Annotated in this window: 29 protein-coding genes; 14 read left to right on the top strand and 15 right to left on the bottom strand. The window is 62.2% G+C overall.

Features of this window, described 5'->3' with window-relative positions:
* Window positions 1–9: 9 nt before the first annotated feature.
* Window positions 10–408, top strand: coding sequence for a hypothetical protein (locus tag AAZU54_RS02955; RefSeq protein WP_186553529.1), 399 nt, complete (start codon window positions 10–12; stop codon window positions 406–408).
* Here the strand turns inward: AAZU54_RS02955 and AAZU54_RS02950 are convergent.
* Entirely contained in the window at window positions 405–1,022 is a 618-nt protein-coding gene (locus tag AAZU54_RS02950; protein WP_186553528.1) for a LysE family transporter, read from the bottom strand. The two genes, AAZU54_RS02955 and AAZU54_RS02950, sit on opposite strands and share 4 nt — an antisense overlap.
* Window positions 1,023–1,201: 179 nt before the next feature.
* Between AAZU54_RS02950 and AAZU54_RS02945 the strand changes: the two genes are divergently transcribed.
* From AAZU54_RS02945 to AAZU54_RS02930, 4 genes are read left to right on the top strand one after another with little or no spacing between them, the layout of a single operon-like run.
* Window positions 1,202–1,423 (top strand): MbtH family protein, encoded by a 222-nt coding sequence (locus AAZU54_RS02945; protein ID WP_186553527.1) that lies wholly within the window; start codon window positions 1,202–1,204, stop codon window positions 1,421–1,423.
* A gap of 10 nt (window positions 1,424–1,433) precedes the next feature.
* Window positions 1,434–2,153 carry a thioesterase II family protein gene (locus AAZU54_RS02940; RefSeq protein WP_428625595.1) on the top strand — a complete coding sequence of 240 codons (720 nt, stop codon included), beginning with the start codon at window positions 1,434–1,436 and terminating at the stop codon, window positions 2,151–2,153.
* 57 nt (window positions 2,154–2,210) lie between these two features.
* Complete coding sequence (locus tag AAZU54_RS02935; RefSeq protein WP_312155827.1) at window positions 2,211–2,762, top strand: hydrolase; 552 nt, start codon at window positions 2,211–2,213, stop codon at window positions 2,760–2,762.
* Between the two features lie 26 nt (window positions 2,763–2,788).
* Window positions 2,789–3,841: a DUF1615 domain-containing protein gene (locus tag AAZU54_RS02930; protein ID WP_186553524.1), complete on the top strand. Its 1,053-nt coding sequence runs from the start codon at window positions 2,789–2,791 to the stop codon at window positions 3,839–3,841.
* A 76-nt stretch (window positions 3,842–3,917) separates the two neighbouring features.
* Here the strand turns inward: AAZU54_RS02930 and AAZU54_RS02925 are convergent, their stop codons facing one another.
* The 9 genes from AAZU54_RS02925 to AAZU54_RS02885 form a co-directional block, all read right to left on the bottom strand.
* The gene (locus AAZU54_RS02925) at window positions 3,918–4,823 is read right to left on the bottom strand and encodes a metal ABC transporter substrate-binding protein (protein WP_405128998.1); all 906 of its coding nucleotides are present in this window, start codon (window positions 4,821–4,823) and stop codon (window positions 3,918–3,920) included.
* A 2-nt stretch (window positions 4,824–4,825) separates the two neighbouring features.
* Window positions 4,826–5,725, bottom strand: coding sequence for a metal ABC transporter permease (locus AAZU54_RS02920; protein WP_405128962.1), 900 nt, complete (start codon window positions 5,723–5,725; stop codon window positions 4,826–4,828).
* Entirely contained in the window at window positions 5,725–6,471 is a 747-nt protein-coding gene (locus AAZU54_RS02915) for a metal ABC transporter ATP-binding protein (RefSeq protein ID WP_392464434.1), read from the bottom strand. The genes AAZU54_RS02920 and AAZU54_RS02915 overlap by 1 nt, the downstream gene beginning before the upstream one ends.
* Window positions 6,468–7,385: a metal ABC transporter substrate-binding protein gene (locus tag AAZU54_RS02910; protein WP_186553521.1), complete on the bottom strand. Its 918-nt coding sequence runs from the start codon at window positions 7,383–7,385 to the stop codon at window positions 6,468–6,470. The genes AAZU54_RS02915 and AAZU54_RS02910 overlap by 4 nt, the downstream gene beginning before the upstream one ends.
* Before the next feature lie 16 nt (window positions 7,386–7,401).
* Window positions 7,402–7,971, bottom strand: a complete 570-nt coding sequence (locus AAZU54_RS02905) for a DUF6162 family protein (protein ID WP_186553520.1) — start codon at window positions 7,969–7,971, stop codon at window positions 7,402–7,404.
* Complete coding sequence (locus AAZU54_RS02900; protein WP_186553519.1) at window positions 7,968–8,288, bottom strand: hypothetical protein; 321 nt, start codon at window positions 8,286–8,288, stop codon at window positions 7,968–7,970. Before AAZU54_RS02900 ends, AAZU54_RS02905 begins: the two co-directional genes overlap by 4 nt.
* The gene (locus tag AAZU54_RS02895) at window positions 8,285–8,824 is read right to left on the bottom strand and encodes a thiamine pyrophosphate-binding protein (protein WP_186553518.1); all 540 of its coding nucleotides are present in this window, start codon (window positions 8,822–8,824) and stop codon (window positions 8,285–8,287) included. Before AAZU54_RS02895 ends, AAZU54_RS02900 begins: the two co-directional genes overlap by 4 nt.
* The gene (locus tag AAZU54_RS02890) at window positions 8,821–10,026 is read right to left on the bottom strand and encodes a PepSY-associated TM helix domain-containing protein (RefSeq protein WP_186553517.1); all 1,206 of its coding nucleotides are present in this window, start codon (window positions 10,024–10,026) and stop codon (window positions 8,821–8,823) included. Before AAZU54_RS02890 ends, AAZU54_RS02895 begins: the two co-directional genes overlap by 4 nt.
* 175 nt (window positions 10,027–10,201) lie before the next feature.
* Window positions 10,202–11,527, bottom strand: a complete 1,326-nt coding sequence (locus AAZU54_RS02885; RefSeq protein WP_186553516.1) for a lysine N(6)-hydroxylase/L-ornithine N(5)-oxygenase family protein — start codon at window positions 11,525–11,527, stop codon at window positions 10,202–10,204.
* A 196-nt stretch (window positions 11,528–11,723) separates the two neighbouring features.
* On the opposite strand from AAZU54_RS02885, the gene AAZU54_RS02880 reads away from it, so the two are divergent.
* Window positions 11,724–12,158 carry a hypothetical protein gene (locus AAZU54_RS02880; RefSeq protein WP_186553515.1) on the top strand — a complete coding sequence of 145 codons (435 nt, stop codon included), beginning with the start codon at window positions 11,724–11,726 and terminating at the stop codon, window positions 12,156–12,158.
* Window positions 12,159–12,209: 51 nt separating this feature from the next.
* On the opposite strand, the gene pbpG is transcribed toward AAZU54_RS02880, so the two are convergent.
* On the bottom strand, window positions 12,210–13,130 hold the full coding sequence (pbpG, locus tag AAZU54_RS02875; RefSeq protein WP_186553514.1) for a D-alanyl-D-alanine endopeptidase: 921 nt from the start codon (window positions 13,128–13,130) through the stop codon (window positions 12,210–12,212).
* A gap of 330 nt (window positions 13,131–13,460) precedes the next feature.
* On the opposite strand from pbpG, the gene AAZU54_RS02870 reads away from it, so the two are divergent.
* Window positions 13,461–14,282 carry a shikimate 5-dehydrogenase gene (locus tag AAZU54_RS02870; RefSeq protein WP_186553656.1) on the top strand — a complete coding sequence of 274 codons (822 nt, stop codon included), beginning with the start codon at window positions 13,461–13,463 and terminating at the stop codon, window positions 14,280–14,282.
* 168 nt (window positions 14,283–14,450) lie between these two features.
* On the opposite strand, the gene AAZU54_RS02865 is transcribed toward AAZU54_RS02870, so the two are convergent.
* The 3 genes from AAZU54_RS02865 to AAZU54_RS02855 form a co-directional block, all read right to left on the bottom strand.
* Window positions 14,451–14,699, bottom strand: a complete 249-nt coding sequence (locus AAZU54_RS02865; protein WP_186553513.1) for a hypothetical protein — start codon at window positions 14,697–14,699, stop codon at window positions 14,451–14,453.
* Window positions 14,700–14,800: 101 nt separating this feature from the next.
* Window positions 14,801–15,322, bottom strand: a complete 522-nt coding sequence (gene gloA, locus AAZU54_RS02860) for a lactoylglutathione lyase (RefSeq protein WP_186553512.1) — start codon at window positions 15,320–15,322, stop codon at window positions 14,801–14,803.
* Between the two features lie 238 nt (window positions 15,323–15,560).
* Window positions 15,561–15,935 (bottom strand): histone-like nucleoid-structuring protein, MvaT/MvaU family, encoded by a 375-nt coding sequence (locus AAZU54_RS02855; RefSeq protein WP_186553511.1) that lies wholly within the window; start codon window positions 15,933–15,935, stop codon window positions 15,561–15,563.
* Window positions 15,936–16,296: 361 nt separating this feature from the next.
* Between AAZU54_RS02855 and AAZU54_RS02850 the strand changes: the two genes are divergently transcribed.
* Both AAZU54_RS02850 and cobF read left to right on the top strand, forming a co-directional pair.
* Complete coding sequence (locus AAZU54_RS02850; protein ID WP_186553510.1) at window positions 16,297–17,586, top strand: OprD family porin; 1,290 nt, start codon at window positions 16,297–16,299, stop codon at window positions 17,584–17,586.
* 64 nt (window positions 17,587–17,650) lie between these two features.
* Window positions 17,651–18,400 (top strand): precorrin-6A synthase (deacetylating), encoded by a 750-nt coding sequence (cobF, locus tag AAZU54_RS02845; protein ID WP_186553509.1) that lies wholly within the window; start codon window positions 17,651–17,653, stop codon window positions 18,398–18,400.
* A 70-nt stretch (window positions 18,401–18,470) separates the two neighbouring features.
* Here cobF and AAZU54_RS02840 read toward each other — a convergent pair whose 3' ends face one another.
* Entirely contained in the window at window positions 18,471–18,821 is a 351-nt protein-coding gene (locus tag AAZU54_RS02840; RefSeq protein WP_186553508.1) for a response regulator, read from the bottom strand.
* A 261-nt stretch (window positions 18,822–19,082) separates the two neighbouring features.
* On the opposite strand from AAZU54_RS02840, the gene AAZU54_RS02835 reads away from it, so the two are divergent.
* From AAZU54_RS02835 to AAZU54_RS02815, 5 genes are read left to right on the top strand one after another with little or no spacing between them, the layout of a single operon-like run.
* A complete protein-coding gene (locus AAZU54_RS02835; protein WP_434726494.1) occupies window positions 19,083–22,544 on the top strand; it encodes a response regulator in 3,462 nt (1,153 codons plus the stop codon).
* Window positions 22,541–23,362 carry a CheR family methyltransferase gene (locus AAZU54_RS02830; RefSeq protein ID WP_186553506.1) on the top strand — a complete coding sequence of 274 codons (822 nt, stop codon included), beginning with the start codon at window positions 22,541–22,543 and terminating at the stop codon, window positions 23,360–23,362. Before AAZU54_RS02835 ends, AAZU54_RS02830 begins: the two co-directional genes overlap by 4 nt.
* Complete coding sequence (locus AAZU54_RS02825; protein WP_186553505.1) at window positions 23,359–23,934, top strand: chemotaxis protein CheB; 576 nt, start codon at window positions 23,359–23,361, stop codon at window positions 23,932–23,934. Before AAZU54_RS02830 ends, AAZU54_RS02825 begins: the two co-directional genes overlap by 4 nt.
* Window positions 23,928–25,154 (top strand): hybrid sensor histidine kinase/response regulator, encoded by a 1,227-nt coding sequence (locus AAZU54_RS02820; protein ID WP_405128957.1) that lies wholly within the window; start codon window positions 23,928–23,930, stop codon window positions 25,152–25,154. Before AAZU54_RS02825 ends, AAZU54_RS02820 begins: the two co-directional genes overlap by 7 nt.
* A 44-nt stretch (window positions 25,155–25,198) precedes the next feature.
* Window positions 25,199–25,576: a response regulator gene (locus tag AAZU54_RS02815; protein WP_186553503.1), complete on the top strand. Its 378-nt coding sequence runs from the start codon at window positions 25,199–25,201 to the stop codon at window positions 25,574–25,576.
* Window positions 25,577–25,598: the final 22 nt, after the last annotated feature.

Raw genomic sequence — 25,598 nt, 5'->3', positions numbered from 1 at the left:
GCTTTTCCCATGACCAGCCCCTCCCTACGCCAACCCTGCCCGCCAGGCGCCTGCATCTGTGGTCGCGAACGCCTGGAGCAATGCCCTGCCAACGCGCAGCGTATTCTGCTGCTCACCCGCCAGGAAGAAAAACGCCTGCTCGAACGCTTGGAGAACCTCAAGGACTTGGACGACCTGCATCGCCTGCAACTGCGCTTGTACGATCAGTTGGGCATTCGCCTGAGCATTGCCCCTGGCCACAACGAAGTGCGCACCATGCGCGGTATCGTCATCGAACTGGCCGAGCAACCTGGCCTGTGCCGCAAGACCCGCCAGGCCATCCCCGCGGCAATTCGGCGGGGCCTTGAGCGTAATCCTGAAGTCGCTTACCGGCTGCTCGACGTTCACGACCTGCTGCGTGATGCCTAGCGCATCGCCGCTAATTTGATGCCAAACCCGACCAGGCATGCCCCGGCCAAGCGCTCGAGCAGGTTCGACACCTTGGGGCTGGCGCGCATGCGCTCGGCCAGGTGATGGGTCAACAGCACGGCGACCAGGCCATAGAGCAAGGTCAGCGCCGCTACCGTCACCGCCATGAAGGCGAAGGTCACTACGCCCTGGTGGCGCACCGGGTCGATGAACAGCGGGAAGAACGCCATGTAGAACATGATCGCCTTGGGATTGAGCAGGGTGATCAGCATGGTCTGGCGCAGGTAGCGACCGTTGTCCATGCGGCTTTCCCGTGGTGCGCCGCCCGGTTTGCTGAAGACCATGCGCAAGCCCAGCCAGGCCAGGTAGGCTGCGCCTGCCCACTGCACCACGTGGAAGGCTGTCGGGTAAGTTGCCAGCAGGGTTGCGACGCCGGCCACCGCCAGCCACATCAACACCTGATCGCCAAGAATCACCCCGAAAGTCGCCGCCAGGCCACCCTTGATGCCGCCTTTGCCGGTGGCGGTGATCAAGGCGAAGTTACCCGGCCCAGGGATGGCCAGGAGGATGAGGAACGCGATCACGAATGCGCCGTAGTCGGTCACGCCAAGCATGCTGATGACTCCAGGGTGGGCTGGGTAAGGTAGGACAACGATATATGCCATCATCGGCGGCGTTTGCAAAGGCACAGTGTAGGCCTGAGTTGACTAATTTTTCTGAAGCTTCCTACGTTTAGTGAAGAGCCGCCCTGCGCCGGGTGCGCAGCGGCCTTCATCATTCAAGGAGACAGGCAATGACTTCCGTATTCGACCGCGACGACATCGTGTTCCAGGTAGTGGTCAACCACGAAGAGCAGTATTCGATCTGGCCCGACTACAAGGCGATCCCCGCCGGCTGGCGCGCCGCTGGCAAGAGCGGACTGAAAAAGGACTGCCTGGCCTACATCGATGAAGTCTGGACTGACATGCGTCCGTTGAGCCTGCGCCAGAAGATGGCAGAAGCCGTGGCTCAGTGAGACGTTATCGGTGACTGCAGTGAATCTGTTGTGCCTGCCTTACTCCGGTGCCAGCGCCATGGTTTACAACCGCTGGCGGCGCAAGCTGCCGGCCTGGTTGCAGGTGCGGCCGGTTGAGCTGCCTGGGCGCGGTGCGCGCATGGGCGAAGCCTTGCACACCGACATGCAGGCCCTGGCCAGGCAGCTCGCCAGCGAGCAGCGCCTGGCCGCCAGCACGCCCTACGCGTTGCTTGGCCATAGCTTGGGCGCGCTGCTGGCCTTCGAGCTTGCCCATGAGTTGCAGGCACTGGGCTGTGCGCCGCCGCTGGCGTTGTTTGCCTGCGGCACTGCGGCGCCGACCCGGCGTGAGGACTACGACGGCAAGAACTGGCGTGTTGCGAAAAGCGACGACGAGTTGATCGCCGAGCTGCGCGAGCTGCAAGGCACTCCGGAAGAAGTCTTGGCCAATGCTGAGCTGATGAGCCTGACCCTGCCCATTCTGCGCGCCGACTTCCTCCTGTGTGGTCACTATGCCTACCGTCAGCGGCCAGCGTTGCGCTGCCCGCTGCATGTATTGGGCGGCGCAGATGACCGGGCCAGTGAAGAGCAGCTGTTGGCCTGGGGCCAGGAAACGCTGGCTGAGTTTTCCTTGCAGACCTTTCCTGGCGGACACTTCTTCATTCATGAGCACGAGGATCGAGTCCTGGCCGTGTTGGCCCAAGCGCTCGCGCCGCATCGCCTGAGCGCTTGATTGACGGCGTCTCTTGCATGGGCGAGGCTTGAGCTTTTCCCAGGCAAGAGGCTGACAATGCTGATCGATCCGCACCAGGCCACGCTGTTGGTGGTCGACATCCAGGAAAAGCTCATCGGCGCCATGAGCGATCCACAGGGCACGCGCGCGCGGGCACGCTGGCTGCTCGCGGCGAGCGCCGAGCTGGAGCTGCCGACAGTGATTTCCGAGCAGTATCCCAAAGGCCTCGGGCCGACCTTGGCTGAGCTCAAGGCGGCCTCGCCTGGCGCCCAGATCGTCGAGAAAAACCACTTCTCCTGTGTGGCCGCGCAATGCTTGCCGGCCAGTCTGCTGGAGCGTGAGCAGGTGATCGTCTGTGGTATGGAAACCCACGTATGCGTGCTGCAGACCGTGCTGGGCCTGCGTGCGCTGGGCAAGCAGGTATTCGTGGTCGAGGACGCCTGCGACAGCCGCACCCCGGCCAGTAAAGCCGCAGGCCTTGCGCGCATGCGCGATGCCGGCGCCCAGCTGGTCACTGGCGAAATGGTGCTGTTCGAGCTGATGGGCAGCGCCAGCCATCCGCTGTTTCGCCACATCAGCAAGACCTACCTGGTCGGTGAGCAGCCCTGAACGCGCGTATTGCAACGGCAGGGCTGATGGTGCTGGCGCTGCTGCAGGGTTGTGCCGGGCGGCGCGAGGAACAACAGGCTGCTGACCCTGCCCAGGTACGTGCCCAGTTGATGCGCCTGCTGCCTGCCCAGGTCAAGGACCGCCAGGGCTGGGCGCAGGACATCCAAACCGCCTTTCAAGCCCAGCACATCACCGCAAGCAAGAGCAACCTCTGCGCGGTCTTGGCGGTGACCGAGCAGGAGTCGACCTTCAGCGCTGACCCGCAAGTGCCCAATCTTGGGCGGATCGCACGCCAGGAGATCGATCGACGGGCAGCCCGCCTGCACATTCCCCGGCTGCTGGTCGATGGCGCGCTGAATACCCCCTCTGCCAACGGCAAGACCTACCAGCAACGCCTGCTCGCCGTGCGCAGTGAAAAGCAACTGAGTGCGCTGTTCGATGACTTCATCGCCGGACTGCCGCTTGGGCGCACCTTGCTCGATGGTCTCAACCCGGTGCACACCGGCGGGCCGATGCAGGTCAGCATCGCGTTCGCCGAACGCCATGCCAAGGACTACCCGTACAGCTATGCCGGGACGATTCGCCAGGAAGTGTTCAGTCGGCGCGGCGGCATGTATTTCGGCATTGCCCATCTGCTGGGCTATCCGGCCAACTACCAGCGCCAGCTGTATCGCTTCGCCGACTTCAATGCCGGTTGGTACGCCAGCCGCGATGCGGCGTTCCAGGCAGCCTTGAGCCAGGTGACGGGGATTAAGTTGGCGCTCGATGGCGACTTGATCGCGCCGGGGGCCATCATGCCCGGCAGCACCGAGCAGGCAGCGCGCAAACTGGGGCGCCAGCTTGGCCTGCGCAATACCCAGATTCGCAGCCAGCTGGAGGAGAGCGACAGCCTCGAGTTTGAACACACCGAGCTGTACCGCGGGGTGTTTGCCCTGGCCGATGCCAAGGCGGGCAAGCAAGTGCCACGGGCGGTGTTGCCGGGGATCGAGCTCAAGAGCCCGAAGATAACCCGCAAGCTGACCACGGCGTGGTTTGCAGGGCGAGTGGATGAGCGCTATGAACGTTGCATGAGGCGCTAGCCCGGCGGCGCGCAATTGGCGCATAAGGTGTTGCAGCGCGCCGCCGAAGAGGCCCGTGAGGGCCTCTCTACCTACATCAGCCTTGACTCAATGCCCCGACCACCTGCTCGACACTGGCTTTGAGCCCGGCCAGGGTATCTTCTGGATCGCTATCGACCACCAGCAGCTTGGCGCCAGCGGCCTTGATCACCTCGGCCACAGCCGGATCAGGTTGGCGGTGGTGCAGCACCAGCGCCACGTCCTGGCCCTTGAGGTTATCGGCCAAGGCCTTGAGCGCCGCCTCATCCCATTTGTCCTCGGCCGGCAACGGCTGATCGACCACATCCAGGTTCAGCCCGCTGGCCAGATAGCCCAGGCGTTCCGACAAGCTGACCACGCTGAGGTTGTCAGCCTCGGCCAAGCGGCTCTGGCTGCTTGAAATCAGTTCCAGCATCTGCCGCTTGAGGGTGGCGAGGTTGGCCTGGATCTTGTCCTTGTCAGCGGGCGACAGGCGCTCCAGGTCATTGGCCATGACATCGGCCATGCGCCCCAGGTTGGTCGGGTTGAGCCAAGGGTATCCAGCGAAGGCATCGTCACCCTGTACCGCGATGCCTGGCAGTGCACCGTCGACCGGGCGTGCTGCATCGATCTCGACGATGCGGATGTTGCTGCGCCGGGCCATCGGATACAGCGGGTCATCGCGCCAGATCGAGCGCAGGCCAATCACCGCATCGGCCTGCTGCGCGGCTTTGTGCAGGGTCACTGCGCCACGGCCGCTGAAGTACGAAGGCTGGCGGGTCGCCGGCAGGTTGGCCGGCGCGGCACGCTTGAGCTGCACCGAGGTGCCGTCGAGCAGGCTGGCGGCCAGGCTATGGGTCACCGGCAAGGTGGTCAGCACGCTGGTGGCGGCGCTGTTTTGCGCGAGCGCCGCAGGTTGCGCCGCCAACGCCAGGCCAGGCAGGCCAGCCAGGGCGAGGGCCAGGGTCAGATGCTTGAGGTTCAGGGTCATGCCGGGTTTCCTTGCAGGCGGGGGACGAGTGCGCGGGCCAGCGCGGCGAGGCCGAAGCAGACACCGGCGACCAGGATGATCGCAGCGCCCGACGGCACCGGCAGGTCGAAGACGATCGGCAGCAGGATGCCGCACAGGGTGCTCAAGGTCGCGATCACTACCGAGATGAAGAAAAAGCCCTTGAGCGACTGGCTCACCAGGCGTGCGGCAGCGGCGGGAATCACCAGCAGCGCGCCGACCAGGATGGCGCCAATGACTTTCACCGAGGCCACGGTGACCAGGGTCACCAGCACCACGAACAGGTAGTCCAGGGTCTTTACCGCAACCCCCCGCACCGCCGCCAGCTGCGGGTTGAAGCTGGCCAGCATGATCCGGTTGTACAGCGGCAGGGCCAAGGCCAGCACCAGGATCGCAACGATCCCCAGCACCACCAGGTCCTGGGCGCTGACCGTCAGCACCGAGCCGAACAGCACGTTTTCCAGGATGTGCACGTTGATCTTGCCCGCCAGCATCAGCAGCAGGCTTGCACCGAGCGCCAGCGACACCGACAAGAACACCCCGATCAGAGTGTCCGGCGACAGCCCGGTGCGGTTACGCAGGAAGTTGAGCAGGATGCCGAACAGCAGGCAGTAGCCGAACAGGCTGCCATACGGGCCGGTGTAGGGCTCGCCGAGCAGGATGCCGATGGCCACCCCGGTCAAGGCGGCGTGGCCGACTGCTTCGGAGAAGAAGGCAAAACGCTTGACCACCACCAGGGTGCCCAGGCCGCCCAGCACCGGGCCGATCATCAGGCCGGCGATCAGGGCATTGATCACGAAACCGTAGGCCAGCGCCTCCGGTAAGTAGCCAGCGCTGGCCCATTCCTGGACCAGTTGGCGGAAGGCTTCAAAGCTCATCAGGCGAGGCTCTCGCTGCGGGGGTGAACGGAGAACAGCCCGAGCAGGCGTTCTGGGGTCAGGGCCTGGGCCGGCGGGGCGTCGAACAGCACCTTGCGGTTCAGCCCGGTGACCCGATCGGCCAGGCGCAGTACCGCTTCCAGGTCGTGCTCGATCCACAGCACGGTGGTGCCGGCCTGGCGCCAGCTGTGCAGCAGTTGCTCGAACACCTGGATGCCGGCCTCGTCCAAGGCCGACATCGGCTCGTCCAGCACCAGCAGTTGCGGCTCAGGGATCAACCCTTGGGCGAGCAGCACGCGCTGGCGCTCGCCGCCAGAGAGCGCGCCCATGCGCCGTTTGCGCTTGTCGAGCATGCCGACCCGCGCAAGCGCTGCGTCGATGGCCGGTTGCACGCGCCGCGACAGGCCGAGAAAGGCCGGGCGGCGCTGGCACATGGCGGCCATGAAGTCGTCCACGGTCATCGGCAGGCCCCGATCGAACTCCAATGCCTGGGGCACGTAGCCGATCACTTCGTGCTCGCTCGGCCAATTCAAGGTCAGCTGCCCTTGATGGGGCATCTGCCCGAGCAAGGTCTTGATCAACGAGCTCTTGCCGCCGCCATTGGGCCCGACGATGGCGTGCACGCTGCCTGGTGCGACGTTGAACGCGACCTGTTCAAGAATGCGCGTGCGGCCCAGGGTCAGGTCGATGCCGGCAAACTCGATGCGCGGTCCGCTGGCGACGGTGAGGTTGGCCGCCGCAGTCATGCGCGGTTCTCCTGGATGGCCTTGACCACGGTATCGAGGTTGCGCTTCATCTCCACCTCGTATTTTTCCTTGGTGTATTCGCCGTAGGAAATGTGCGTCAGCGGGTACAGGTGCACGCCGGATTCACGCTGGATGGTTTCGACGTAGGCAGAGGGGAAGTCCATCTCCGAGAAGATCACCTTGACGTCCAGTGCCTTGAGCTGGTCGATGGTTTTCTTCAGCTGCGCAGGGCTGGGTTCGATACCGTGGGCTGGCTCGACCACGGCAGTGACTTCCAGGCCAAAGTCGCGCACCAGGTAGTCATAGGCGGCGTGGATGGTGGCCACGCGAAACTCGGCATTGGGCGCCTCGGTTACCTTGGCCAGGGCGTCGGCGCGCAGCTTGCGCAGGCGCTTGGCATAGGCGCGGGCGTTCTGCGTGTAGAACTTGGCGTTGTCCGGGTCGATCTTGCCCAGCTCGCGGGCGATGTTGTTGACCTGGGCGATGGTGGCGCTGATCGACAGGAAAGTGTGCGGATTGACGACCTTGCCGGCGCCGCGTGCAGCGATGCCGGTGGCGGCCAGCAGCGGCACGTTGGCGTTCGATTCGATGGTCTTGATCTGCGGTTTTTCGCTGGCGGCGATCATCCGGTCGGCAAAGTCATCGTGGCCAACGCCATTGAGCACGATCACGTCCAGGGTGCCGATGCGCTTGATGTCTTCGGCGCGCGGCTCGTAGGCGTGTGGATTGAACCCGGCCGGAATCAGCGGCACCACCTCAGCCTTGTCGCCGACGATGTTGCTTACGTAGCTGTAGTAAGGGTGCAGGGTGATGCCGATTCGCAGGGGTTTGCCGTTCTCGGCCTGGGCCAGGGCCGGCAGGGCGCAGGCCAGGAGCAGGGCGAAGACGCGGCGAACGAAGACGGAGCGCAGCATGGGGGAGTCCTTGGATTCAGTGACGGTGTTGGCGGGTGACCCCGGCGTCGTAGTGGCTGACGATTTGCTGCCAGCCGGCGGCGATCAGTGCTTCCTGGCCCAGATCGTCCGGCACCAGCGCTGCGCTGTCGCGACGCAGCCAGACGTCGGCCTGGCCATCGGCGTTAGCCGGCAGGATCAGCAGGAAGCTGCCGGCTACCTGGGCATCCTGGCTGCTTCCCAGGTAGGCGCCGGCGGCAAGCCACTGCCACTGATGACGGCCACGGCTGTCGCTGCTGGCATCGTTGACGAAGGGCGGCAGGCCCTCTTCAGCGAGCGCGGTGACCGTTGGCGCTGCAGTGTTTTCTTCACGCAGCATCTGGATCTCGTCAAACGCTACCCACAGGTCTGTGAAAACACCTTGTTCGGCGGCATTCAGGTCGCGGCGGGCATCGATCTGGTGGTTGGCGATGCTGACCTCGTCCTCGCGTTCGCCGCGCAGCCCGACCACGGTGGCCGCCAGCAGCACGATCAACAATGCGCTCAGCAGCACATACAGCGTTTCATGCCCGGCACCGGCCGGGCGGATGACCTGGGCGCGGCTCATGGCTCGCCTATATCGGCATAGTCGACTTCAACCACATGGCCCGGGCCGGCATCGAACAGCACGTAGAACTCGCCGTCGGGGCGCTTGAAGGTCAGGGTCGAGTCATCGCCCAGTTTGCTGCCGACCAGCACCTGCTCGTCATAGCCGATGACATCCAAGGTCACACCCGGTGCGCCGCTGCCATCGGAGAAACCGCCGGTGCATTTGATCTGGTCGCTGCCGACCGGCTCGCATTCGCACATCGGGTTGTGCGCCAGGGCAGGGGCGGCAGCGACGAGCAGCAGGGGCAGGGCCAGCCTGCGCATCAGGTGTTTCATTTCTTGCCTCCTTGTTTTTCGAGCCAGGCCACAGTGGCCGGCGATGCTTTGGCCAGCGCCACCGGCGCCTGGTGCATGCTGCCGTCCCAGCCTTCGATGGTGATCCAGATCTGCGCATCAGGTTTGGTGCGCGGGGGCACCGGCAGTGAGGTCGCCATGCGGTACGGTGCGCCAAAGAAGATGGTGCCCGCAGCGCGCAGGCTGCGCGGCTTGCCTATGCGCAGGTAAACCGCCTTGACGTCCTTGAGACAGGCTTTGCACAGCGCTGCGTTGAACAGTTTGAAATAGCCTGCCGGACCGTCCGCCCTGGGCGCTTCATCGCGCATTTCGGCCAGATCCAGGGTGTACGGGCCGACCTGGATGGCGCTTTGCTGATTGGCCCCCAGGCCGCTGTCGCCCCGGAACATCGCCGCATCGGCAAAGTACTTGGGCATAAAGCCCAGCGGAATCAGGATCAGCAGGATGTTCAGGTGAAAGCGCCACTTCAGCCAGAATTGCTTCAACGGGCTTGCGGGCAGGGCTTGGGCCTTGCTCATGGCTGGACCTCCACAGGAGTTTCAACGCGTGCTTTACGTGAGGCAGGTGCACGTTCGCTGCGCTTGAGGGCGGCGGCGGTCGCCTGGGCGGTGCGCTTGGTCCAGATCAGCAAGCCGCTGAGGACCATCAAGGTCAGGACCAGGCCGAAAAAGAACCAGACCAGCTTGATGGCCAGGCCGCCAAAGTCGCCGGTGTGCAGCGGGCGCATCGATTCGGTGACGAACTCCAGGGTCGAGCGGTCCTCGAGCAGGAACTTACTGTCGACGGTGCGCGTGTAGGGGTTGACCGCGGCGGTCTGGTACATCAGCGGATACCAGCCGCGACCGCCCATGCTGACATGGCTATAGGACGTCGCGGGCATCATGATAAAGCTGATATCCAGGCCCGGGATGGCGGTGGTTGCAATGCGCGCAGCCTCATCCAGGTCAATGCGTGGCGCCGGGCTGCCATCAGCGGTCTGCGGCACATCTTCGCGGGAAATCACTGGCACCACCGGCTCGGTGGAAATGGTGATGTGATTGTCAGACAGGATCGCCTGGATAAGGAACCAGATACCGGTAATCGAAATGACCGCAATGAACCAGATTGACCAGACCCCCGCCAGGCGGTGCACATCACCCCAAAAGATGCGCGAACCGTGGCCGGTGCGCAGCGGCTTGAAAAAGCCTTTCCAGAACTTCTTGTAGACCACCAGGCCGGTTACCAAGGATGCCAGCATCGGCAGCCCGAGCAGCGATACCAGATACCAGCCCCAGCTAAAGCCGTTGGTGAAGGGCACCAGCCACCAGCCATGCAACGCGCGAGTGAACGCCTCGAAGTTGAAGTCGGGGACCTTGCCCTGGATAGCACCGGTATAAGGGTTCACATACAGCGTCGGTGTGGTGCCATCAGGGTTGGTGACATTGGCGGTCAAGGCGAAGTGCGAGCCGTCAGGCTGCACCAGCCTGCGCACGGCCATCTCCGGCTCGGCCTTGTGCATGGCATCGAGAATCTGCTGGAAGCTCAAGCGCTGGGCGTCGTCACTAGGCTTGCTGGCGCGCACGTCCGGGTTGGCCAGCCAGACGATCTCCTGGCTGACCACCGCGAGCATGCCGGTGAAGCACACGATCAGGACAAAGAACCAGATCGGCAGGGCGAGCCAACTGTGCACCAGAAACCACAGCTTGGACTTGGACTTCTTAGTTTTGGTTGATTGGGCCATCGGTCATCTTCTGAAAATGAGGGTCGAGCGCATGCTCAACCTGTAAGGCTGCATTATTAAGGACGAATGAGAATCAAAATCCTGCCTTTTTAAATGCAAGCAAATGTTTCAGAAAGCGCAAGCCGGCATGCGCGTTGAGGCGACATGCCGGCTTGAGGCCCAGCGTCAGGGCGGTTCAGGCACCGGTCAGGGCGGCTAGCGGTTGTGCATTGCCTTGTCGGGCCAGATCCTTGTACAGCGCCTGGCCGATTTCTGCGGCCCTTGCCGGCAACACCGAGAGCAGGGTGTCGCTCAGGCCGTGGGTGGTCTCGCAGAAGCCTTGCAGGTAGACCGACGCTTGCAGGTCCGGGCTTGCCAGCAGGCGGTAGTTGCGGTCGGCGCTGAAGTCATCCAGATAGCCTTCCAGCGGCGCCAGCAACTCGCGGTGCGAGCGACGCTCATAGCCGGTGGCGAGGATGACCGCATCGTAGCGGTGGGTCTGCTGATGGCCGGTAGCCAGGTCACGCAAAGTCAACTCGATGCCATCGCGCGTCGCCACGACCGCTTCGACATTGCGTCGGCATAGCACGTTATGCCGGAACTGGTGGGAAACCTTCTGCCGATAGAGGATGCCGTAGATGCGATCGATCAGATCCAGGTCGACCACCGAGTAGTTGGTGTTGTGGTATTCGCCGATCAGTTTGCTGCGTTGCTCGGCCGGTTCGTTATAGACCAGGTCGGTGTAGTCGGGGGCGAAGATCTCGTTGACGAACGGGCTGTCATCGGCGGGCTTCAAAGCGGTGGCGCGCAGGATCATGTCGACCTTGACCGAGGGGTAGCTGTCATTGAGGTCGATGAAGGCTTCGGCGGCGCTCTGCCCGGAGCCGATCACTGCGATGCGCATTGGCTTGCCCTCGGTGCAAGGCAGTTTGGCCAGGCTGCTGAGGTACTTGGAGTGGTGAAAGACCCGCGGGTCGTCCTTGAACGCGGTGAACTTCTCGGGGATCTTCGGCGTGCCGCCGCTGCCGATCACCACCGAGCGGGTGCGCCGGCTATGCTCGCGGCCATTGGCATCACGCGACACCAGGCGCAGGTGTTCGACCCGCCCGCCGGTCACTTCAGGCTCGATACGCAACACCTGCTCGCCGTACACCGCTTGGGCCGCAAAGTGCTCGGCTGCCCAGCGCAGGTAGTCGTTGTACTCAAGGCGGCAGGGGTAGAAAGTGCCCAGGTTGATGAAGTCGGCCAGACGCTGCTTCTGGTGCAGGTAGTTGACGAAGCTGTAGGGACTGGTGGGGTTGCGCAGCGAGACCAGGTCCTTGAGGAAGGAAATCTGCAGCTCGCTTTGGGTGGCCAGGGTGTCACCGTGCCAGCGGTAATCGTGTTGCTTGTCGATGAACAGCGCATCGAGCGCGTGGCCTTGGCTTTGGGCAAGCTCTTCCAGGGCGATGGCCAGCGCCAGGTTGGAAGGGCCGAAGCCCACGCCGATCAGGTCTTTGATTGTTTCTGGGGTCTGGCTCATGGCTGCGATTCCCTAAAGTTCGAATGTGGACGCCTGCCGGGGTCCGGCTCCTGCGCCTGATACACACTTGGAACGAGCCAGCTTTCAGGGAATTTAACCGACGACTGTTGCCTGGATGGGCTTGCGCCCTCAAGAACTGCACCGCCCGGCCGATAAGTGAGTCAACGCAAGGACCACCTCAAGGCAGGTTAAGAACATGGTTGGAATTACTGCAGTTACCATCAACAGTAATGCTTCGCTTGAGGCCGCGGCGAAAACCGCTCAGGTAAGCGAAGCCGAGCAGGGTGAGAAAGCGGGCGCAACCACCCAGGCAGACCTGGGCAAAGTCGCCGGTGGCGGCCAAGCGCCGGCAGCAGGCGCCAGTGAAGAAAGCAGTGAGCCTGCGCACATCAAGCAGTTGCGCGAGATGATCAAGCAGCTGCAAAAGCAGATGGCCGAGGAACAGAAGCAACTGGCTGATCTGATGGCGCAGAACACGGACGATACCGTCAAGTTGGCGGCCGTGACCGCCAAGCAGGCCAGTATCGCCACGCTCAATGGCCAGATCATGGCCGCTACCGCGCAGTTGCTCGAAGCACTGAGCAAGACCGGCGGCAGCAGCGCGGGCGGTATGGTCAATACGCAGGCGTGACAGCCGATTCGGGCCGCCGGGCGGCCCGTGTGCACAGGGTGCGCGACAGGCTCAGTCCGCCGCCACGCGATTGCGCCGCTCAGCCTTGTACTGCATGGCCACCGCAGGTGCCGGTTTGGCGGCGCCGGTCTCCAGCCACTGGCGCATGCGGCTGGCATCGGCAAAGTGGGTGTACTTGCCGAATGCATCGAGAATCACCATCGCGACCGGCCGGTTGTCCATCTTGGTCAGCAGCACCAGGCAGTGCCCGGCTTCATTGGTAAAGCCGGTCTTGGTCAGCTTGATATCCCAATTGCTCTTGTTGACCAGGTGGTCGGTGTTACGAAAGCCCAGGGTGTAGTTGGGCTTGCGGAACGCTACGGTTTTTTCGCGGGTGGTCGACAGCTCGCTCAACTGTGGGTACTTGCGCGAAGCCATCAGCAACTTGGCCAGGTCCCGTGCAGTGGAGACGTTCAAGGTCGACAGGCCGGTGGGTTCGACATACCGGGTGTGGCTCATGCCCAAGCTGCGGGCCTTGGCGTTCATGGCCTTGATGAACGCGTTGTAGCCGCCTGGGTAATGGTTGGCCAGGCTGTTGGCGGCGCGGTTTTCCGACGACATCAAGGTGATCAGCAAGGTCTCGCGGCGATCGAGCTGGCTGCCCAAGCGAACGCGGGAATAGACGCCCTTCATCTCCGGGTTGTTGGCGATGGTCATGCTGAGCATTTCGTCCATGGGCTGCTTGGCATCGAGCACTACCATCGCGGTCATCAGCTTGGTGACCGAAGCGATGGGGACCACGCGATCAGCGTGGCTCGAATACAACTCCTTATTGGTGTTCAGGTCGATCAGCAGGGCGCTGCCAGAGGCCAGGTGCAGTTTCGAAGGGTCGCGTTGAACCTGGGCCGGGGGTTGTGCAGCAGCGGTCGACGGAAGGGTCGCAGTTCCTGTGAGCAACAGCAGCAGGCTGAGGATGGACAGGGAAGTTTTCACGTTGAGGCTCACTAAAAGTTGGTATGTCGTTGGCTGTGCAAGGGTTTCCCCCAAAAAACCGTTGCATTGTGGAGTATGGTCGAAGTGCTGTCGATTGCTCGCTCAGAGCCGGCCATGAAATGAAAAAAGCTTCATGCTGGATCGGTTCTTCAGGCGCCGTTCGTCGTCTGATCTTTTGCTTGGCGGGTGTTGGTTTGCGGCTCATTGCGGGGCAAGCCCGTTCCTGTAAGCCTGCGCTGAGCCTATGCCTGGCCTGCGATGAACTGAGGCGCGCCGGTGGCGCTGTCTGCTAGGCTGCGTAATCGATTCAGTGACGGTCAAGGAGTAACCCTGGCGATGACCCCTAGCAGAGACACCGTACTGTGCATTTCCCTGGCCGGCCGCCCCGGCACCTTTGGTGTGCGCTTTCATAATCACCTCTACCAGCAGTTGGGGCTGGATTACTACTACAAGGCCATGACCACCCAAGACCTGCCCGCTGCGGTCGCTGGGATCCGCGCCCTGGGGATCCGCGGCTGTGGGGTGTCGATGCCGTACAAGGAAGCGTGCATGGCCTTGGTCGACGAAATCGATCCGTCGGCGCAGGCGATCGAATCGGTCAACACCCTGGTCAACAGCAACGGCCATTTGAAGGCCTACAACACCGACTACCTGGCTGTGCGCCAGCTGCTTGAGCAGCATCAGGTGGACCCGGCGACAGCTTTTGCCTTGCGTGGCAGTGGTGGAATGGCCAAGGCCGTGGCCAGCGCCTTGCGTGATGCCGGTTTTCGCGAGGGGCTCATCGTTGCCCGCAATGAGCAGGCTGGGCGGCAGCTGGCGGATGTCTGTGGTTATCGCTGGCAGGCCGAGCTGGGTGATCTGGCGCCGCCCATGTTGGTCAACGTGACGCCAATCGGCATGGCTGGCGGGGCTGAGGCCGAGCAGCTGGCATTTGCTGAAACGGCCATTGCCGCAGCCGAGCGAGTGTTCGATGTGGTCGCGATGCCTGCACTCACGCCACTGGTTCGCAAGGCGCAAGCGCTAGGTAAGCCGGTGATTACCGGGCTTGAGGTGATCGCCTTGCAGGCGCTGGAGCAGTTCGTGCTGTACACCGGCGTCAGGCCGACAGCTGAGCAGGTCGAATCTGCCATCGAATACGCGCGCGCTACCTGAATACTTGAACCGCCCGTTATGGGGCCGCTTCGCGCCCCTTCGCGGGCGAGCCCGCTCCCACAGGTACAGCGCTAATCCAGAGAACAGCGCTGTACCTGTGGGAGCGGGCTTGTCGGGACGCCGAACCGCCGCGAAGGGCCGCGAAGCGGCCCCAATTAGTGGGCGATATCATGGCGTTCGTCTATCACCATCGAGCTTTTGATCCACCAGCCATTTGCCGTGGGCCAGAGACGCATGCTGGGCGTTGTTCAGATCAGACAGCAAGGCCATTTTCAGCGGAAGCGCCAAGCGCCTGCTGGTGTGGCCTTCAGGGTCGGTGATCAGGCATCCAGCGGCGTAGGGCAGGGGTGACCCAGGGTGGGCCATGACGCTGGCAGTGATGGTGTGGTCGCGGTATTCACAGTGAAGGGTTTGCATCGTCCTTACCTCGCTGTGGTGTGGAAGCGGTTACTTCCATATACCACAGCAAGGGGCCGGTAGTTCCCGGCCCGACGAGCGCGCCCAGGCGGGCGGCGTGCTTACAGCTCGGTTGGCTGGATCACTTCGACCCAGTAGCCATCCGGGTCCTTGATGAACGCCAGGTGGTTCATGCGGCCATCGGCCAGGCGTTTCTGGAACGGCACGTCGAGCGCTTCGAAGCGCGCGCAGGCAGCCACGACGTCTGGCACCGAGATGCAGATATGGCCGAAACCACGTGGATCGCTGTTGCCGTTGTGGTACGCGAACTCAGGATCGTTCTCGGTGCCGTGGTTGTGGGTCAACTCCAGTACGCCTGGGATCGACTTCATCCACTGGTGGCGGGCCGCGTCATCGGCAGGGATCTGCGCCGGGTCGACCAGGGCCAGGAAGTACAGGCTGAACTGTGCTTCGGGGAAGTCGCGCTTGTCTACCAAGCGAAAACCCAGGACGCGGGTGTAGAAGTCCAGCGACTTCTCGATGTCCTTGACCCGCAGCATGGTGTGGTTGAAGACGAATTGAGCGGTGGCGGTGTCCGGTTGAGCGGTAACGCCAGGCAGGGTGTTCAGATCGTTCAGGCTCATGGGGGCTCCAGAGACGGGGCCGGGCCCTAGGCTTTGTATCCTGGGGCGCCAGCGGTAAAGACAGGCCGGCCATGATACGGGACTGAAGCGATTGCGCAAAATGAAAGCGCCCTGCACGAGGGCAGGGCGCTTGAATTAGAGGCCCGCGTGTGCGGGCGCAGATGGGGTCGCTAATCCTTTAGCTGGTTCGATAGTGCGCCAGGCGCTGTGAAAAAAGTGTGAAGTGTATGTGCACGTTTCATGGGCGCAACCAACTTTCTACCGTCTTGGCGCCATACTCCTCTTTCCAGGCTTTAAGGCCCCGGTGATTGCCACCTTTGGTCTCGATCAGTTCTCCGGTGTGCGGGTTCTCGTAGACTTTCACTACCCGGGGTCGACGCTGCTGTTTGGGCGCCGCGCCCGGCGTCTTGGAAGCCACCTTGCTGCCGGCTTTAGGGTCGAGGATGGCAACGATATCGCGCAGGCCCTTGTCATAGCTTTTCATCAGCCCGAGTAGTTTCTGCTCGAATTCGATTTCGCGTTTGAGGCCGGCATCCTTTTTCAGCGCTTCCAGTTGGGCAATCTGTTCCTGGAGGGCTTTTTCGGCAGCACGAAACTCTGCAAGTCTGGACACTGTCATCACTCCTGTAATTCAACTGTGGCAAGGGCGTGACGAACATTGAAGACGCGTTAAACGCCGGCCACGTGGGTGGGTACAGCTGTTCGCTGTGGTCGAGTGTAGTAGTCGCTGGCTAGTGGGTAAACCGTAAACTTTCAATCAATTGATCTGGAACTAATTTAGTTTTTCGAACGGCAATTTATAACGTCCACGGGTGCCAACCGCCAGTTGTTTAGACCATGGTCCAATTGCCCGCGCCAGAGGCTTTGGGTGAACATTCAAGATGCTGGTCGATATGTCTTCGGCTGTGCTGCAGTACCGCGGCCATTGACGGCGGCGGATTTGTTTTCGCCTTTCTTTTTGGATGTTCCCTCGCATGTTTGCCCCCCTCCCACTCGCCCCCGGGCGTCGTGTTGCCGGCCTGTTCTTGCTGTGTGCCGGTGTCAATGCCCAGGCCGCCGGTTTTGTTGAAGACACCACGGCCAAGCTTGAAGCACGCAATGTCTATTTCAACCGGGATTTTCGTGACGGCCACAGCAGTTCCAGCCAAGGCGCGTCCAAGCGCGAAGAGTGGGCCCAAGGCTTTATTCTCAATGTTCAGTCTGGTTATACCCAAGGGCCGATCGGTTTTGGTGTAGATGCGTTGGGCATGCTCGGCTTCAAGCTCGATTCAAGCCCGGCCGACAGTAACAGTGGTTTGCTGCCCTCCAGCGGGCATGACCCACGCCGCTCTGCCGACCAATACGCAAAGCTCGGTGTGGCCGGCAAGGTGAAAGTTTCCAACACTGTACTCAAGTACGGTTCGATGATGCCGGATGTGCCGCTGCTCAAGTACAACGACGGTCGTTTGCTGCCGACCCTGTTCCATGGTGCGATGCTTACCTCCGAAGAAGTGCATGACCTCAAGTTCACCCTGGCGCGCTTGAACCAGTACACCGCGCGGGACTCCACCGATCGCCAGGACATTCGCGTTCATTGCAAGAACAAGCGCTATGCCTGCGATATCGAAGCCGATCACTTTGACCTGGCGGGCCTGGACTATCGCTTCAACGACCGCCTGAGCGCGCAATACCAGGTGGCCAAGCTTGAAAACATCTACCGCCAGCACTTCCTCGGTGTGGTTGCCAGCCAGCCGCTGGCGATGGGTAGCCTGTCGGCCGACCTGCGCCTGATCAAGAGTGACGACATTGGAAACGCTCGCGCCGGCGAGATCGATCATCGTGCCTTCAGCGGCATGCTCGGCTACAGCCTGGGTGGCCACAAAGTCAGCGCAGGCTGGCAGCGCATGTATGGCGAAAGTGCCATGCCTTACCTCGATGGCAGCAACCCGTACTTGGTCAACTACGCCCAGGTCAACGACTTCGCTGCCGCCCAGGAGCGCTCCTGGCAGCTGCGCTATGACTACGACTTCAAGGCGCTGGGCGTGCCGGGCTTGAGCTTCTTCACCCGCTACATCAACGGCGACCATATCAAGGTCCCGGGCAGCCGCGACGAGGGCAAGGAATGGGAGCGCGACACCGAGCTCAAGTACCAAGTGCAGAGCGGCACTTTCAAGGACGTCAGCGTGCGCCTGCGTAACTCCACCTACCGTAGCAACTATGAGAAGTGGGCACGCGACATGGACGAAACCCGGGTCATTGTCAGCTACAACTTCTCGATCCTGTAAGTCGCTTTGCCAAAGCCCTGCGGCCAGCGCGACAATGGCCGCAGGTTCACAGACGGGCAGAGCGATGAAGCAGCTGTTACTGATCGGCATCGGGCCTGGCGATCCACGCCAGGTCACCTACGAGGCTGTGGATGCACTCAAGCGTGCCTCGGTGTTCTTCGTGCTCGACAAGGGCACCGACAAAGACGACTTGCTGCACCTGCGCAAGGCCATCCTTGAGCGTTACCGGCCGCAGGGCGGCTACCGCCTGGTGCAGGTCGAAGACCCGCTGCGCGACGGCCAGGCGGCCGATTATGTCGGCGCCGTGCGCGACTGGCACCAGCAGCGCGCGGCACTGTATGCGCGTTTGCTCGACGAGCAGTTGCAGCCCGGTGATGTCGGCGCCTTCCTGCTTTGGGGAGAGCCTGGTTTGTATGACAGCACCCTGCGCATCCTTGACCTGGTGCGTGAGCTGGGTGTGCTGCTTGAGCTGCAGGTGATCCCCGGCATCAGCAGTGTCCAGGCCCTTGCCGCGCGCCACCAGATCCCCCTCAATCGCATTGGCGAGCCACTGACGGTGTTGCCTGGTCGGCGCCTGGTCGAACAGGGGCGAATCGACAACGTGGTGGTGATGCTCGATGGCCAGTGCGCGTTCGCCGGATTGGACGATCCACAGCTGCACATCTACTGGGGCGCGTATTTAGGGACGGCGGACGAAATTCTGATCGCCGGGCCCCTGCAGCAGGTCAAGGCGAGGATCGTTCAGGTGCGAGAGCAGGCTCGCCGGCGTAAGGGGTGGATCATGGATACCTACTTGTTGCGCCGAACAATCTAGAGGGATTTTGCCTGTTGCGGCCTCATCGCGAGCAAGCCGGTCCTACACCGTCATCACCCAGATCGGACGCTTAGGGTGCGCCGAGAATCCCCACCACTTTGTCGCGTAGCTGATCGATGCTGAACGGCTTACCGATCATGTGCATGCCTTCAGGCACGTTGAAGCTGTCGGCATAGCCGCTGGCAAACAATACCGGCAGCAACGGGCGGATTTCCCGCGCTTTGCCCGCCAGCTCTTCGCCGCGCATGTCCGGCAAGCCGACGTCGGTCATCAGCAGGTCCAGGGGCTGGTCGGGGTTCTCGAGAATCCGCAGGGCAGCGGTGGCGGTGTCCGCTTCGATGGCCGTGTAGCCCAGCTCGTCGAGCACTTCGACCATCAGCATGCGAACGATGTCGTCGTCTTCGACTACCAGAAGGTGCATTGATCGGGATCCTGTACAAAAGAAGTGTCTCTACTCTGTGCCCAGAGCAGTGACAGAAGTTCCCCAGCATAACGTTGCTGGTAATTCGATGGAACGATTGACGCACGCTGTTCTCAAATACTGGCTAAATGCCCCTGCCAGATGCGGCAAAGCTGGTTAGACTTTGCGCTTGAACCAGTCAGCGCAGCAGCGGGCGCCACGCTACCAAGGGTGTTTCCGCCACATGTATTCAACGGACTTTTTTCGCTCGGGCGTTTTCAGATGATTCAAGCAGCCTCGATGGACCAGCAAAGCTTTCGCAAGCTGTTGAGCCGCAACGTCGGCTTGCCTTTAGGGGTGGGCCTGCTAGGCGCCGTGGCCTTCGTCGCGGTGATCAACTACCTGCTCTCGGCCATGCAGTGGGTCGAGCACACCGACCGGGTGATCGGCAATGCCAATGAAACGGTCAAGCTGTCGATCGACATGGAAACCGGCATGCGCGGTTTTCTGATCACCGGCGATGAACGCTTCCTCGACCCTTATGAGGTGGCTAAACCGCGGATCTTCAGCAGCCTCGAAAGCCTGCGCGAGATGGTCGCGGACAACCCGACCCAGGTTGAGCGGGTTAATCGGCTGATCGCCCTGCAAAGAGCCTGGAATGATTTTGGCCATGAGATGATTGGCCTGCGCCGCACCCAGGGCGACTATCAACTGGCCCTTGGTAACGGTCGCGGCAAGCGGATCACCGACGAAATCCGTAAAGAATTCGACGCCTTGGTTGCAGCCGAACAGCAGCTGCGCCAGGCGCGTAACGAAACGGTCAATACGGTCACCGTGACCGCCATCAGCGCGTTCGTGCTGTTCATCGTTGCCTTGAGTGGCTTGTTGGCCTACCTGGGCCGTCGCGATCTGTTGGCGCTGTCTGATAGCTATACCGAGAACCTGCAAGCCCAGCAGCGTTCGGCTGAGCGCCTGGAACACCAGGCCTGGTTGCGCAACGGCCAGACGCAGCTGGCCGAACAGGTGCTGGGCCAGCTGACCCTGCCCATGCTCGGTGACAACATCTTGCGTTTCTTCGCCACTTATCTGGGCAGTGTGGTGGGCGCCCTCTATGTGCGTAACGAGCATGGCCAGCTGTTGCGAGTGGCCAGTTATGGCCTGAACGCCGAAGAGCAGGCCCGCACCCAGACCCTCGGCTCGCATGACGGCTTGCTGGGCGAGGCTGTACGTCAGGCGCGCATCGTGCGCCTCGAGCAGCTGCCCGAAGACTATTTTCATCTCAGTTCAGGGCTTGGCAGCGGCTTGCCACGCAGCGCGCTGCTGATGCCCAGCCGCGATGATGGCCAGATCAACGGCGTGCTCGAACTGGGCTTCCTGCGACCGCTCAGCGAGCGTGACCAGGAGATGGTGGAGCGGGTCGCGGAAAACGTCGGCATGTCGATCGAGAGCGCCCGCTATCGCCAGCGCCTGCAAGAAGTGCTGGCCGAGACGCAACAGCTCAATGAAGAGTTGCAGGTCCAGCAGGAGGAGCTCAAGACCGCCAACGAAGAGTTGGAAGAACAGTCGCGGGTGCTCAAGGAGTCCCAGGCGCATCTGGAAACCCAGCAGGCCGAGCTTGAGCAGACCAACGAGCAACTGTCCGAGCGCACCGACGCCCTGGATCGCAAGAACAGCGAGCTCAACCAGGCCCAGCAAGAGCTGCAAGCGCGCGCCGAAGACCTGCAGCGCTCGAGCAAGTACAAGTCCGAGTTCCTCGCCAACATGTCGCACGAGCTGCGCACGCCGCTCAATAGCTCGCTGATCCTGGCCAAGCTGTTGGCTGAGAATGGCGAAGGCAACCTCAGCGAGGAGCAGGTCAAGTTCGCCGATTCGATCTATTCGGCCGGCAACGACCTGCTCAACCTGATCAATGACATCCTCGACATCGCCAAGGTCGAGGCCGGCAAACTCGAAGTGCGCCCCGAGACCACTCAGGTCGAGCGTCTGGTCGAGGGCCTGCGCGGCATGTTCCAGCCGCTGGCGGCCGACAAGGGCCTGGACTTCCAGGTGCAACTCGAGCATCCGTTGCCGGCGACCCTGTTCACTGACCGCCAGCGCCTGGAGCAGATTCTCAAGAACCTGCTGTCCAACGCCATCAAGTTCACCGAGCGCGGCCAAGTCAGCATGACCATCAGCCAGCAGGCCGGACTAGGCATTGTGTTCGCCGTACGCGACAGCGGCATTGGCATTGCTGCCGATCAACAGCAAGCGATCTTCGGCGCCTTCCACCAGGTCGACGGCACCAGCAACCGCCGCTATGGCGGCACGGGCCTGGGCCTGTCGATCTCGCGCGACTTGGCGCACCTGCTCGGGGGCCAGATCAGTGTCGACAGTAGCCCCGGACAAGGCAGCGTGTTCAGCTTGATCCTGCCCGAGCGCTATGAATCGGACGCTGAGCAGGTCGAAGTGCAAACCCTGCGTCCGGCCGTGGATCAACTGCCGCCGGCGCCACAGCTGGCGGCGCCGGCGCCGGTGGCCCGGCATAACTTTGCCGACGACCGTGAGCTGGCACCCTTTAGCAATCGCTGCATCCTGGTCATCGAGGACGAGCCGAATTTTGCCCGCATCCTGTTCGACCTGGCCCATGAGCTGGGCTACAGCTGCCTGGCCGCCCAGGGCGCCGACGAAGGCTTCCAGCTCGCCGCACAGTACTTGCCGGACGCGATCCTGCTGGACATGCGCCTGCCCGATCACTCCGGGCTTACCGTGCTGCAGCGTCTGAAGGAACAAGCCAGCACCCGCCACATCCCGGTGCACATCATTTCGGTCGAAGACCGCATCGAAGCGGCCATGCACATGGGCGCAGTCGGCTATGCGGTCAAGCCCACCAGCCGCGAGCAGCTCAAGGAAGTCTTCGCCCGCCTGGAAGCCAAGCTGACGCAGAAACTCAAGCACATCCTGCTGGTCGAAGACGACGACCTGCAACGCGAGAGCATTGCCCGCCTGATCGGCGACGACGATATCGAGATCACCGCCGTGGCCATGGCCCAGGACGCCCTGGAGTTGCTGCGCGAGAACATCTATGACTGCATGATCATCGACCTGAAGCTGCCAGACATGCTCGGCAACGAGCTGCTCAAGCGCATGACCGCCGAGGATATCCGCAGCTTCCCGCCAGTGATCGTCTACACCGGGCGCAACCTCACCCGGGAAGAAGAGACCGACCTGCTCAAGTACTCGCGCTCGATCATCATCAAAGGCGCACGCTCGCCTGAGCGTCTGCTCGATGAGGTCACGCTGTTCTTGCACAAGGTCGAATCGCAGTTGTCCAACGAGCGCCAGCGCATGCTCAAGACCGCGCGCAGCCGCGACAAGGTGTTCGAGGGGCGCAAGATCCTCCTGGTCGATGACGATGTACGGAATATCTTCGCCCTGACCAGCGCCCTGGAGCACAAGGGCGCCATCGTCGAGATTGGCCGCAACGGGCGCGAAGCGCTCGAGCAATTGGACAAGCACGACGACATCGACCTGGTGCTGATGGATGTGATGATGCCGGAGATGGACGGCTACGAGGCGACCCGGCTGATCCGCCAGCAACCGCGCTGGCGCAAACTGCCGATCATCGCCGTAACCGCCAAGGCGATGAAGGACGACCAGCAGCGCTGCCTGCAAGCAGGCGCCAATGACTACCTGGCCAAACCGATCGATCTGGACCGACTGTTCTCCCTGATCCGCGTCTGGCTGCCGCAACTGGAGCGAATTTGACTAGCGAGCGCAACACCGATATCGAGATCCGGCTGCTGATCGAGGCGATCTACCTCAAGTACAGCTACGATTTTCGCAATTACTCCGGCGCTTCGATCAAGCGTCGGATCCTTCACGCCCTGCGCCAGTTCGACTGTCGCACGGTGTCGGCGCTGCAAGAGCGGGTGCTGCACGACCCCGGCATGTTCATGCAGTTGCTGCAGTTCCTCACCATTCCGGTCAGCGAGATGTTTCGCGATCCCGGCCATTTCCTTGCCTTGCGTGAGGAAGTGGTGCCGCTGCTGCGCACCTGGCCCTCGATCAAGATCTGGATCGCCGGCTGCAGCACGGGCGAGGAGGTCTACTCCATGGCCATCCTGCTGCGCGAGGAAGGGCTGCTGGAGCGCACCATCCTCTATGCCACCGACATCAATCCGCACTCGCTGGAAAAAGCCAAGCAGGGCATCTACTCGATGCAGAGCATGCACGGTTACGAAGAAAACTACCGCAAGGCGGGCGGGCGGCGCGACTTCAATGAGTACTACACCGCCGCCTACGGCAACGCCATCATGGACAGCAGCCTGCGCGACAACGTCACCTTCGCTGACCACAGCCTGGCCACCGACAGCGTGTTTTCCGAAACCCAGCTGGTGTCGTGCCGCAATGTGCTGATCTATTTCAACAAGGACCTGCAGGATCGCGCCTTGGGCCTGTTTCACGAATCGTTGTGCCACCGCGGCTTTTTGCTGCTCGGCAGCAAAGAGTCGGTAGACTTCTCCGCCTACAGCGACCGTTTCGAAGCGTTGGTCAAGCCTGAACGGATTTTTCGCAAATCATGAACGGCGTCGATGCGGTAGTCATCGGCGCCTCGGCCGGCGGTGTCGCTGCGCTGTTCAAAGTGCTCGGCGGATTGCCACAGGGCTTTGCCATCCCGGTGCTGTGCGTGCTGCACCTGCCCGACGATCGCCACAGCCAGTTGGCCGAAGTGCTGCAGCGCAAGATTGGCCGCCCGGTGCGTGAGGCGCTGGACAAGGCGACGATCGAGCCGGGGCTTATCTATGTCGCAGGGCCCGGTTATCACCTGTCGGTGGAGGGTGATTTGAGCCTGTCGCTGAGCCAGGAGGCGCCGGTGCATTTCTCCCGCCCGGCGATCGATTTTCTGTTCACCTCCGCGGCTGATGCTTATCGCGCGGGGTTGCTTGGCGTGCTCCTGACCGGTGCCAACGAAGACGGCGCCCAGGGCCTTGCCTATATCAAACAATGCGGAGGCCGGACGGTGGTCCAGGACCCTGAAGATGCACAGGTCGCGCTGATGCCGGAGGCCGCGCTGGCCCTGCACAGCCCAGACCATATACTTTCTCTGAGCGGTATCGGGCAGTTGCTCGCCACCCTGGAAGCTCGCGCATGCTAAGCCAAATCATCGCCAAACTGCTGATCGTCGACGACCTGCCGGAAAACCTGCTGGCCCTCGACGCCCTGATCCACGGCGAGGATCGTGAGGTGCATCAGGCGCAATCGGCCGAGCAGGCCTTGTCGCTGCTGCTCGAACATGAGTTCGCCCTGGCCATTCTCGATGTGCAGATGCCGGGCATGAATGGCTTCGAGCTGGCCGAACTGATGCGTGGCACGGAAAAGACCAAGAACATCCCCATCGTCTTCGTCAGCGCCGCCGGGCGCGAAATGAACTACGCCTTCAAAGGCTACGAAAGCGGCGCAGTGGACTTTTTGCACAAGCCGCTCGATACCCTGGCGGTGAAGAGCAAGGTCTCGGTGTTCGTCGACCTGTATCGCCAGCGCAAAGTCCTCGATCGCCAATTACAGGCGTTGGAGCGCAGTCGCCAGGAGCAAGAGCTGCTGCTCAGCCAACTGCAGGTGGCCCGCGGCGAGCTGGAGCACGCGGTGCGTATGCGCGATGACTTCATGTCGATCGTCTCGCACGAAGTGCGCACCCCGCTCAACGGCCTGATCCTCGAAGCCCAACTGCGCAAGATGCACCTGGCACGGGGCAATCTGGCGGCGTTCAGCGAGGACAAGCTGCAGGCCATGATCGAGCGCGACGAGCGGCAGATCAACAGCCTGATCCGCCTGGTCGAAGACATGCTCGACGTCTCGCGCATCCGCACCGGCAAGTTGTCGCTGCGGCCCAAACCGTTCGATCTCGCCCAGTTGGTGCGCGGCCTGCTGGAGAATTTCGTCGCCCAGGCTACCGCGCTGGACACGCGCATCGAGCTGGAACAGTGCCAGGCCCTGGCCGGCGAGTGGGATGAATTTAGGATTGAACAAGTGCTGGCCAACCTGTTGTCCAATGCCTTGCGCTACGGGCAACGACGACCCGTCAAGGTGCGGGTGTTCGCCCAGGACGGCATGGCTTGGGTGCAAGTCCAGGACCAGGGCATTGGCATCAACGCGGCCAACCAGCAGCGGATATTCCAGCAGTTCGAGCGGGTGGCGACCCAGCAGGCCAGCGGTGGCCTAGGCCTGGGGCTGTACATTTCCGAACAGATCGTCCAGGCCCATGGCGGGCGCATTCAGGTCGACAGTGAGGAGGGCAAGGGCTCGACATTCAGCGTGCTGTTGCCGCTACCGGCGCTGTCGCAACAAACCGACCAGGCGCAGGCAACCTCTGCGTAAGCCTGGGGTCAGATGGCCAACTTATTGAATTTCAAGGCGTTGTCATGAGCGAAGATGCACAAGACGTGGTACTGGTGGTCGAGGATGAACCGGCGATTCGGATGATCCTGCGTGATTACCTGTCCGGTGAGGGCTACCACGTGCTGGTGGCCGAGGATGGCCAGCAGGCGTTTGACATTCTGGCGAGAAAACCGCACCTGGATCTGATCGTCACCGACTTTCGCTTGCCGGGCGGCATTTCTGGGGTGCAGATCGCCGAGCCTGCCGTGAAGCTGCGACCGGATCTGAAGGTGATCTTCATCAGCGGTTATCCGGCGGAGATCCTCGAATCCGGCAGCCCGATCGCGCGCAAGGCACCGATTCTGGCCAAGCCGTTTGATCTGGATACCCTGCACGAGCAGATCCAGATGCTGCTGCGCTGATCATTCAAGGCCTCATCGCACG

This window comes from Pseudomonas sp. Je.1.5.c, from assembly GCF_051129895.1.
GTDB lineage: Bacteria > Pseudomonadota > Gammaproteobacteria > Pseudomonadales > Pseudomonadaceae > Aquipseudomonas > Aquipseudomonas urmiensis.
This window is presented reverse-complemented; position numbering and strand designations above follow the sequence as displayed.